Origin of the sequence: [Scytonema hofmanni] UTEX 2349, from assembly GCF_000582685.1 — a bacterium.
GTDB classification, from domain to species: Bacteria; Cyanobacteriota; Cyanobacteriia; order Cyanobacteriales; family Nostocaceae; genus Hassallia; species Hassallia hofmanni.
In genome coordinates this window covers 5,385,921-5,395,923 of sequence record NZ_KK073768.1, presented here as the reverse complement: position 1 = coordinate 5,395,923, position 10,003 = coordinate 5,385,921, and the positions used below count along the sequence as shown (strand labels likewise).

The window sequence follows — 10,003 nt, the reverse complement described above, 5'->3', positions numbered from 1 at the left end:
CTGAGGGTTATAGGCTTGTCCCCAGTGCGATCGGGAAACATATAAATCGATTCGCTGTCCGGGTTGTAAGCGCTTAACACCTCACTAAGCGTTTGATGTGTGGGGACTTGGCGCGTTTCATGCGTCCCGTCTGGGGATGCTTTGCGAGTTTCAGCAGCAAAGTTGATGTAAGCCTTTGGCTTTCCCTCAAAATAGCAATCACTTATTTTTAATTGCACCAGCGCCCCCCATCTTTCGCCGGTGTACCAAGCTAGGTCTAAAAGTAATTTATATTTTTGACTTTTGATATGACTACGAACTTTTGAATATTCTAAGTTCGACAAAATATATCCTTGTCCCTGCCGATTATTTTTAGCCATTCTTTTTAATGAAAGCGAGTTCCGGTTTTACCCCTCACACTGATAAAACCGGAACAATCGTGTAAATTGCTGTCAGTGAAAGCAGGCTCTAATCTAATCCCAGCAATTGTTGTAGCGCATCCGTAAATGTTCTGGTTTTACATATAACCGGAATATTGGCATTGTTTTAATTGCTGATTACAACTGATTTATTCACTTCAAGAAAATCAGTTTTATGGCGGAACCAACTTTAGTTCAAGTTTTTGGCGCCGGTGCTACTCAGACAGCAACCACAATCACAATTGCTAAAGCCGATTTACCAGGATTAACCGCATCAGCCACAAATAGAGCTGAAGCTTTGATTGCTGGAATTCTTCTAAAAGCTAAGGCAGCATTACTCAAAACAACCTTTGACGCAGAACTAGATCAAAGCGTTTACATTGAATCGGGCTATCCTACCTTCACTTTTCGCGGGGATAACAACGATTCCTATAGGGTAGATCAGCTAACTGTAAACTTTGCCAAAATAGACACTTCAGCAGTAATTGACCCTGACGACTACTAAAAATGGAATCGCTTTCTATTACTCAAATATTTGGGGCGGGGGCATTTCAAAATGAAAATAATTTAGTTATTCAAAAATCTTCATTACTGAAATTAACCCCAAAACTCAATAACACCGCTGAAAGTTTACTTATTGCCATACTGATTACTGCATCTCGCAACTTTCAAGGAACTGTCACAGATGAACTTAACCGGACAATTACAAATCAAAGTAATCAGTCTATCTTCTTTGATAACTCTGAAGCCTTTGAACTTATAAAGATGATTGAATGGAAACCTTTTAGAATTACGAGAAATAATATCCCCTACATCTGTCACCAAATCATTATTAAGAGCTATGCTCAAAATTAACGAATTTCCAGAATTAGCAACACTTGCAGATAATGACCTTTTACTAATTTGGGATACCAGTGCAAATATAACTGCTAAAGTGCAACTATCCACTTTAAAGGCTTTTTTAGGTACTACTGGAGGTACTACTGGAAATACTCCTACAACTACTAAAGAATTAACTTACGCTAGTAATGGCGACACTAACGGACTAGCTTATTTTATTGGAACCCAAGAGGGTACTGTAGCTTGGCAGAACCCCCACAACAACGGTTTAAGCATGTCTGCAAGCGATATTGCAGCAGGCACTATAGATTCTTTGGTTGATAGGCAACCCTCAGAATTTTACACATCAAGTATTGATAATAGCTGGGTTGAATTAATAATTTCTAGCGGTTCTTTGAAGTGCAACTACTATTCAATAAGAAATAGAAGTAATGTAGATCACTACTTAAGAAACTGGAAGTTCCAGGGTAGTAATGATGGTTCAGTTTGGGCTGATTTAGACGTTCGTACCAACAATATAACTTTAAGTAGTCCTTCTCAATGGTTATCTTTCCCCATAACTACAACTAATTTTTATACGCAATTCCGGCTACTGCAAAATGGCTTAAATAGTGCTGGTTACGCTTATCTCTGTTTAGGTGAGATTGAATTATACGGAACTTACACTTATTAATATGGCTTTTGAATGTAGCGGAACTGCTTATTGTCAAAATTCAGATAGTGCTGTGGTATCTATTAAGTTTCAAGGTAGTGAGCTAGAAACTTTGCGTTACGATAACGCTCCAATTTGTATTGTAATTGATGATTCTACAACACAAAATAAATGTTATAGATTCGCTGGTAAAGATATATATAATATTAACTTTTTTGAAATATTTTTATGTGGAACCAATCCCGGTTATGTCGCCGCTGCTGGTGGTGTTACACCTGCTTTTAATGGTGTTGCTGTTTTTGGAGGTGGCGAATATCGCTACTTATCTAGCACGGCATCCATTACACAAGTTACTGGTGAAATTAACCGTAACCCTAGCACTCCTTACTCAGCGGGTGATTGTGCTGGATGTTTGATTAGTGCCGAAACCGTCAAGGTAACGATAACTGATAAAAACAATAATAAATTGTATGAAAAATCAGGAGTATCACCACAAATTAAAGTTGCGTGTGATGGTTGCGCTCCAGGCGAAATAAAGTGCGCTTGTGAGGCTTACCCCGGTTATTGTTGTATTCCTTGTTCTGAAATTATCAGCGGAATTAAAAGCGTTAGAGCCACAGTTAGGAGTTTGAGCAATGGCTGATTGTTGTGCTGAAATTAGAGCGGAATTGGCTGGATTAAAGGCAGAAGTTGCACGTTTAAATCGCAGCAATAATAATGTTGATGAGTATGCTAGACAACTAGCCAAAGAAGCATTAAAAACTGCTTATCAAGCTGATTCTAGGGCGTATGAAGCTTTAGCAGGAGTTGAAAATGTTCGCGCTGAATTAAAGGAATTAAAAGCCATCCTTGTGGGGTTGGCTGCAATTGCAGCACTGGCAGCGGCGGCAATGGCAGCAGCTACAACAGCAGCAGCATCAGCGGCTACAGCAGTTTCTACCGCATCAAATGCGTTAAGCAAAATAGCGGGAGTTTTGGAGAAAGTTGATAAAGTATTGAGTGCAATTGACGCGCTTTTGTATCTTAAGCAATTAGTTGCAGAAATTCAATCTGGGCAATTATCTTTAGAAACTACTGTTAACGGGTTGCAAATGGCGGTAGGTGCATTGCGTGGGAAAATTGGCGAGGCGGGAAGACCGGGAAGGGATGGACAACCCGGAAGACCCGGACAGAATGGACAACCAGGAAGACGTGGCTTCGACGGACAACCAGGAAGACCCGGACGCGACGGAGGGCAAGGACAAAGGGGTTTACCCGGAGGGCAAGGACAACGCGGTTTACCCGGAGGGCAAGGACAGCGCGGTTTACCCGGAGGGCAAGGACAGCGCGGTTTACCCGGAGGACAAGGACAACGGGGTTTACCTGGAGGGCAAGGACAAAGGGGTTTACCCGGAGGGCAAGGACAGCGCGGTTTACCAGGTGGGACAGGTCAGACTGGTAGAAGCGGTACTGATGGTAGAAATGGCGTTAACGGTCGCGATGGCACTGTTGGCAGAAACGGTACTGATGGCAGAAGTGGCGTTAATGGTCGCGATGGCACTGTTGGCAGAAGCGGTACTGATGGCAGAAATGGCGTTAATGGTCGCGATGGCACTGTTGGTAGAAACGGCACTGATGGCAGAAACGGCGTTAACGGTCGCGATGGCACTGTTGGTAGAAACGGCACTGATGGCAGAAATGGCGTTAACGGTCGCGATGGCACTGTTGGTAGAAACGGCACTGATGGCAGGAATGGCGTTAATGGTCGCGATGGTGAATATAAAACCATTGAAGTTACGAAAGTTGAAACCATCATGCGAGAGGTTCAAGTTGCCGGTCCCGCGCCGATCGTCATTCATGGAAAAAATGGCACGGACGGTCGCAACGGTGTTGACGGTCGCAACGGTGTTGATGCGGTTTTAAAACCTTACCCAATTCCTAGAAACGGCACAGACGGGCGTAATGGCACAGACGGGCGTATCGGGCTAGCAGGTCGTGACGGACTTCGCGGTTTACCGGGAACTAACGGGCGTAACGGTACCGACGGACGGACTGGGTTAAACGGGCGCAACGGCACCGACGGACGGACTGGGTTAAACGGGCGTAACGGCACCGACGGACGGACTGGGTTAAACGGGCGTAACGGGGTTGATGGACGGACTGGGTTAAACGGGCGCAACGGCACCGACGGACGGACTGGGTTAAACGGGCGTAACGGGGTTGATGGACGGACTGGGTTAAACGGACGTAACGGCACCGACGGTCGAACTGGGTTAAACGGGCGTAACGGGGTTGATGGACGGACTGGGTTAAACGGGCGCAACGGCACCGACGGTCGAACTGGGTTAAACGGGCGTAACGGTACCGACGGTCGAACTGGGTTAAACGGGCGTAACGGCACCGACGGTCGAACTGGCGTTGACGGTCGCAACGGCGTTGATGGGAAAGAAGGAAAACAAGGTAAAGAAGGGGAGGACGCTGATGTGAAGTTTATATCAATTAAGGTTCCTGTTTGCCAATGCTCTCTAAATGCTAAGGGAGAATGGGAATCCAAAAAAGCATATGAAAATGTTAAAGCTATATCTAATAAAGCGGGTACAGCTAACAATTCTTTAACAATTATTGGGGAATATGAAGAACTTTATAAAGCAAATGCCGAACTGTGTTTAGCCAAAAACAAAGAAATGGAAGCTTATGTTTCTGTCCCTGACTATTGGCAAACCCGCAGCTTTCAAAAACCTCAACTGGCTATTCAATATGCTGAAAACTTGGGTAATGGAAAGATTGGGCGCAGTCGATGGACTTTAATAATCCCACACTATAGGTATGGGGAAACTCACAAGCCAAGCTTTCCAAGTTATCAAAAAGGCAGTTGTAGGGGTGTTCAAGTGCTAAATGATAATTCTAAAATTATTATTTGGTGTAAAACAGATACTGAGTGTTTACGGGTTTTAAATGCATTAAAACAATATGTTAACCCTGATTTTTTGAAAAATATTGAGCCGCCACAAACAACTAAAACAAATGGCTTTCTTAAAGAAGTCTCAGTAACGCCGGTACTGTGTCAGTTTTTCCCACTAGGTCAAAAAGATACTGTACCAAATTGGAGTAAAAAGCTAAGAGATAAGAAATGAGAATAGTAGAGCTTGATGCAGTTTTCGTTGTCAATGGTAGGTTGGCTATTAAATTAATTACCTTTGCAAGACTTCTCCATTATTCAAATGATTATTTGTTGCAGATGATTAAAAAACTGCTTAAAAAAGGAATTAGGATAGGTTTTAAATGGAAACGAAACTGGTATATATTCCTGCCAAGCACTTCTATTAAAAAAATCGTTCAAAATAAGAATGGCGGTGGTAGTAGCGGCAGTGGCAACGGTGATAATGATTCTGCCACAACTCCATCAGGCGACAGTATTGAGACTGATTGGGATACAGCTATTGAGGAGCTCCCACCTGCTATTGTTGATAGCTTAGAGCGGACAAATTTTAACGTCGTAACGGTAAACAACAGGCTTGTTATTCCTATCTCATCAACGCAACAACTCTCTTCGACATTAATCCCAAAGAGAGGACTTGAATTTATTCCCCCTAATCTGGGAAGTTTTCCGGCTACAACAGATTACAGATACGGATACTACATTTTTTACACCGAGGACAGTATGAGTAGCTTTGATCCAGGAACTTCCGGGACGCTTAAATCCACCCAAATTCCCGCAGCTTTTTTTGAAGTATGTCGCGCTCTAGATGCAGCCGAAAACTTAAGGAATGGATCTAACCCAGGTTTACCACCGCGCCGAAATTTGTCTACTACAGTCAGCTTTGACACTGGAACTATTTCTGTAGCTGCTACTATCCCTGTAACTGTTAGTATCGAAACCGACGGTGCGATTCAAATAGTCGCCAGCGATTATTTAGGATCTACTTATTCAGCTTTTTTAAATGGCGGGGGTGATTTACTATCTAATACCCTTCCTGAAGCATTGCTAGAAATAAGCAGTATCTTGGCGGCTGCGGAAAAAACTGTAGTTCCAACTGAAAATCAACCGAACAACGTTCAAATTCAATTTGATAACGAAACCGGTTCTGCAACAATTTCAGCTAACTTGCCTTTTAGTACGATGGCAGCTACTAGCGGGGACGTGAGTATTCACGCGATCGATTATCTCTAATTTTTAAATTCTACAAAAGCAGGAGGTAATTGATTACTATGGCAAAAAAAGGACAAAAGCTCGGTCCACGAGCAACTGTAGTTTTTGGAACAATAAAAACCGTTAATCCAGCTAACAAAAGCGGAACTGGTCGTAGTGTCCAATACTCCTATATGCGTAAAAGCACGGCAGAGTTTTTTGGACTAAAACCAGCGCCGGATGCTAAAGGAGTAAAAGGCAAAAACGGGAGACAAGTATCAGTAAAAGGCTCGAAAGGGTCTGGAAGTATTAAGATTCCGGTTGGTTCTGGCACTGGTGCAACTCCTGCCGCAAAAGCGGGTAAGGGAAAAATTGTTTACAAATCAATTCCTGTTCCATCCGGAGCTAATATTGATTCCATTAAAAAGTTTATTGGAACTTTTACCAAAAACAAGCCAGACTCTTTTGTTACGAAAGACGGGCAAACATGGCCAGTAGGTACTAAGACTAAGTGATTCAAACACAATTAGTTTTTCGACATGAGTACAGATTTGATTTAAAAAAAATTGAATCTGTAATCATTCCTTACTTGTTCAATAACGATACCAGCTTAATTATCAGCGTTGATGCCAAAAACCCGAAAAACTACAAAAGCGCGGGAAGAATCGACCAGTCATTGATTGATTATCCTGGTAAGTTAATCGCTAGCTCCCATGTTGTTAGGTTTGGCAATCAAGAACTTGAATTTCCTCAAAAAGGAAAATTCCAACTTGTTTTTTATCCTAATTATTATTTGGGTAAAACGACAATTAAGGTATCAAAATTAATTTTACCGCAAAACGTGACTACAAGTTTTGAACAAACTACACTTGATACTTTAAATAGAGTTGAAGCAAAACTTGATAATTTAGATAATTTTGAAATAACTGAAGATGCCGATACTTGACGATCAGGACAATCCTGCTAGTAGTAATACTAAGCTTACTTTGGCAGAGGTTTTAAATAGTTTCGCTTTTTTATTAAAAAATATTACTGGGAAAGACTCTTGGAAAATTCCACCGGGTGTTTCCCTTGCTGATCTGGCTCAAAATCAAGGATTGCCTGGAGAAACCGGACCGCAAGGCATCCAGGGCGAGAAAGGGGAGAAGGGAGATCCAGGAGAACCGGCGCCGCTGGATCATCAACACGCGATCGCCGACGTTTCGGGACTGCAAACAGCGCTTGATAGCAAGTCTTTTAAGGAAATTATTACGAGTGCATCTGCGCCAAACAATCCCACACAGGGATTAATTTGGAATGAGCTAGATAGTAGCAATAATTTAATTGAAACTTGGGCGTATAGCGGTACTAGCTGGGTAAGCGCTTTAAAGAATTTATCTGTAGGGGTTCACATTTTGAGTGGAGGCACTCAAAATGTTAGAACCAACTTTTGTTTTAATCAAAACTACAACATTTTTATCAAAAAATGGACAGTTAATTTAATATCTCTAGTTGCGCTTAGTAATACAAATTATCTTGCTTGTTATCTCCTAAAGAATCTAACCACTAGTCTAAATCAGCTTACGATTAATCCTCTGGCAGCCAATACTCCCTACAGTAATACCGTTGACATTAATCAACTTTTTACCTTTGCAAGTCCTAATTTCAACCTTTTTGAATTTCGGGTTTTTGTTGCTGCGTCTCCGGTGAGCTTTTTTGCGGCGAGTAATATTTCTTATAATTTGATTAGAAAATGAAAATCGATATTAACAATGCGCTCACGATTATCTTGGGATTAATCGCTGTTATTGGGGCAATTTATCGGCTGGCTCAAATAGAAGCCCAAATCAATGCGAGAATTACCAATGTACAATCTGTTTTGCTGGATGCAATTGATTCTCTTAAAGACAACCTTGCAGAGAGGTTGTATATAAACGAGAAAAAGCTAGAAGTACATTTAACGGAGTATACAGAAAAGAAATTATTTTCTGAATACAGGCACAATGCAACTGATAAGCAACTTGAACACAAATTCAATCGACTTCGCGGACTTATTAAGCAGCTTGCAGGCTTTTTAAATAAGGAATCTGGGTTTATCTTGCGCGATGATGAATACTAAGATGTTGCCAAAAATTAGTGTTCGGTCTGTAGTTGTAATTATTTTGGTAATTGGGGCGTTTGTGCTGGCGATCGCAGACCATAACTTTCGCCCTACCTTTGGGGACTTAGCGAAAGTCGGTGTCGGTGGGTACTTGGGTCAGATGCTGCCAGAGGCTAAACGAACTGGGGATTCATTGTAGCGATGTGAATCTATAATTTTAGTTTGACTTTTTAAGTATTCCTTTGACTTAGTGTATCGAAAACTTATTTGAAACACACGCATGTAACCTAAACCAAGTCACAATTAACATATAGACTACTAAAATCTAAACAATAATTTTACAGAACACTCAACAATCAGCAGTCAAATAAAAACTCAATCATCACACTACTAGTTGTCTCACCTACCTCATCTTTCCTCGCTCGTAAATCCTCAGAATTTCCTACGTTTGGCTTTTTCTTTAAGCGATCGCCTGCGGACAAGTTAGGAAATTCCACAATCCCTAGTTAAGGCAGATGCCAGAAGCGCAAGTGCGGCTCCCGATGAGAATACAATCGCGGATGATAAAAAACTCCACCCACAATTCGATTGAGTTTTTGGGCATGGGGAAGAAGTTACACTTGAATCTAATTCTTTAGTTTCAGCTTATTTAATACTTTGGTCATAAACTTCTTCCAAGAAATCAAAGAAGAATATATAGCATTCTTGAGTAATACTTTTGGCTAAATTGTATTCCTCTAGTGTTAAGTTTTGGCTTAAAAATTGTTCTTCATTATCACCTTCAAGATGTAATCCTCCTGGTTCATATCCTAAATGAATTGAACCAAAATATTTACTTTCATGTCCATCTATTCTACATTTGTGTGAAATTGAAAAAAAGGCATTACCTAATTCTTCTATGGTACGAATTAGACAGTATCTTATTCGTGGATCTGAAGCTATTTGCGTTACTTTTGCAATTCCAAACCCAACCATACGGCTATTCTTAATATTATCATTCCACAAAAAAGTTAAATAATCAGAAAAACTAAAATTATTAAATTTTGCTTGAAATAATTGCGTATCATCATTAAATAAAATATTATGGGATTCATCTTCTTCCATGTGTTTATTAAGTTTTTTCTTTAGTCCTAGTTCATCTTTTTCAAGTTCTGTATCATTGTAAGGCAATATATACTTGTTTAAGTCGGAAAATGAGTTGACAAAATAAGCAAAATAAGGAGCAAAGTCTAATTTTCTGATATTAGAAATAGTTTCATCCTGCATATATTTAAGCAGTTTAGTTTGTTCTAATTGTTTTTTTAAAGAAAAAATATAAGGAATTACATCAGCTACTTGATACAAATCTTTTTGTTCTTTGATTGGTTGATTCTCTCCATCAAAACCGCCAACAACAACCTCAATGTCTTTTGTCGTCATTTCAATCATCACTGCGGCATTCCCATCCACCGCTGCTGATGATTTAGAGTCTAGTTCGGGTGTAGAAAAGACATGAGATTGCCTCAGGTTGTTGGATAGAGCGAAACTATTATTTTTCAGTTTTTTGGCTTTCATTTTGAACCTCTTTTTATTTTCCGGAGTAGTGGCGGGCTTTGGCTGTATTACAAGCTTTGGTATTTAAGCAAGTCAAAAATGAGAGGAAAGTGTGATTAATCGGTCTGCTGATCATAATAACTCACAACCTTTGCTTAATTAACTCTTGGTGAAAAGCGGCGACTTTGTGATTAAAAGCCTGTAAAGCAAAGCGATCGCCATTGTGCGATCGCCACTTCTCCAACTGCGACTCTGCGCCACAACCACGCAGATATGTTGTGCGATCGCTCTATAATGCCTGTTCTCAAATCCTGTCGGCATTATTGGATCTTGGGGCTAGATGGATTAAATCTTACCCTACCTGCTAAAACACTCATGCGCCCCCGATATAT

Annotated in this window: 13 protein-coding genes and 1 pseudogene; 11 read left to right on the top strand and 3 right to left on the bottom strand. The window is 40.8% G+C overall.

Going from position 1 to position 10,003, the window contains the following annotated elements; translation table 11 throughout:
* Nucleotides 1–359: pseudogene (locus TOL9009_RS47945) on the bottom strand (tyrosine-type recombinase/integrase); the annotation flags it as partial.
* 214 nt (nucleotides 360–573) lie between these two features.
* Between TOL9009_RS47945 and TOL9009_RS0129650 the strand changes: the two are divergent.
* Genes TOL9009_RS0129650 through TOL9009_RS0129600 form a run of 11 tightly spaced genes read left to right on the top strand, consistent with a single transcriptional unit; the run spans nucleotide 574 to nucleotide 8,277 of the window.
* Nucleotides 574–903, top strand: a complete 330-nt coding sequence (locus TOL9009_RS0129650; protein ID WP_029637036.1) for a hypothetical protein — start codon at nucleotides 574–576, stop codon at nucleotides 901–903.
* Nucleotides 904–905: 2 nt separating this feature from the next.
* Complete coding sequence (locus TOL9009_RS0129645; protein WP_029637035.1) at nucleotides 906–1,253, top strand: hypothetical protein; 348 nt, start codon at nucleotides 906–908, stop codon at nucleotides 1,251–1,253.
* Nucleotides 1,240–1,911 (top strand): hypothetical protein, encoded by a 672-nt coding sequence (locus TOL9009_RS0129640; RefSeq protein ID WP_029637034.1) that lies wholly within the window; start codon nucleotides 1,240–1,242, stop codon nucleotides 1,909–1,911. The genes TOL9009_RS0129645 and TOL9009_RS0129640 overlap by 14 nt, the downstream gene beginning before the upstream one ends.
* Nucleotide 1,912: 1 nt before the next feature.
* Nucleotides 1,913–2,533, top strand: coding sequence for a hypothetical protein (locus TOL9009_RS0129635; RefSeq protein WP_029637032.1), 621 nt, complete (start codon nucleotides 1,913–1,915; stop codon nucleotides 2,531–2,533).
* The gene (locus TOL9009_RS42370; protein WP_051503068.1) at nucleotides 2,526–5,003 is read left to right on the top strand and encodes a collagen-like protein; all 2,478 of its coding nucleotides are present in this window, start codon (nucleotides 2,526–2,528) and stop codon (nucleotides 5,001–5,003) included. Before TOL9009_RS0129635 ends, TOL9009_RS42370 begins: the two co-directional genes overlap by 8 nt.
* Nucleotides 5,000–6,040 carry a hypothetical protein gene (locus TOL9009_RS0129625; protein WP_029637031.1) on the top strand — a complete coding sequence of 347 codons (1,041 nt, stop codon included), beginning with the start codon at nucleotides 5,000–5,002 and terminating at the stop codon, nucleotides 6,038–6,040. Before TOL9009_RS42370 ends, TOL9009_RS0129625 begins: the two co-directional genes overlap by 4 nt.
* Before the next feature lie 38 nt (nucleotides 6,041–6,078).
* Complete coding sequence (locus tag TOL9009_RS0129620; protein WP_029637029.1) at nucleotides 6,079–6,513, top strand: hypothetical protein; 435 nt, start codon at nucleotides 6,079–6,081, stop codon at nucleotides 6,511–6,513.
* Nucleotides 6,510–6,944, top strand: a complete 435-nt coding sequence (locus TOL9009_RS0129615) for a hypothetical protein (RefSeq protein WP_029637027.1) — start codon at nucleotides 6,510–6,512, stop codon at nucleotides 6,942–6,944. Before TOL9009_RS0129620 ends, TOL9009_RS0129615 begins: the two co-directional genes overlap by 4 nt.
* A complete protein-coding gene (locus TOL9009_RS0129610; RefSeq protein ID WP_029637025.1) occupies nucleotides 6,931–7,734 on the top strand; it encodes a collagen-like triple helix repeat-containing protein in 804 nt (267 codons plus the stop codon). Before TOL9009_RS0129615 ends, TOL9009_RS0129610 begins: the two co-directional genes overlap by 14 nt.
* A complete protein-coding gene (locus TOL9009_RS0129605) occupies nucleotides 7,731–8,096 on the top strand; it encodes a hypothetical protein (protein WP_029637023.1) in 366 nt (121 codons plus the stop codon). The genes TOL9009_RS0129610 and TOL9009_RS0129605 overlap by 4 nt, the downstream gene beginning before the upstream one ends.
* Complete coding sequence (locus TOL9009_RS0129600; RefSeq protein ID WP_144238370.1) at nucleotides 8,083–8,277, top strand: hypothetical protein; 195 nt, start codon at nucleotides 8,083–8,085, stop codon at nucleotides 8,275–8,277. Before TOL9009_RS0129605 ends, TOL9009_RS0129600 begins: the two co-directional genes overlap by 14 nt.
* A gap of 157 nt (nucleotides 8,278–8,434) precedes the next feature.
* Here the strand turns inward: TOL9009_RS0129600 and TOL9009_RS47940 are convergent, their stop codons facing one another.
* Nucleotides 8,435–8,575 (bottom strand): hypothetical protein, encoded by a 141-nt coding sequence (locus tag TOL9009_RS47940; RefSeq protein ID WP_186227679.1) that lies wholly within the window; start codon nucleotides 8,573–8,575, stop codon nucleotides 8,435–8,437.
* A gap of 148 nt (nucleotides 8,576–8,723) precedes the next feature.
* The gene (locus TOL9009_RS0129595; RefSeq protein WP_029637021.1) at nucleotides 8,724–9,632 is read right to left on the bottom strand and encodes a hypothetical protein; all 909 of its coding nucleotides are present in this window, start codon (nucleotides 9,630–9,632) and stop codon (nucleotides 8,724–8,726) included.
* Between the last annotated feature and the right edge of the window lie 371 nt (nucleotides 9,633–10,003).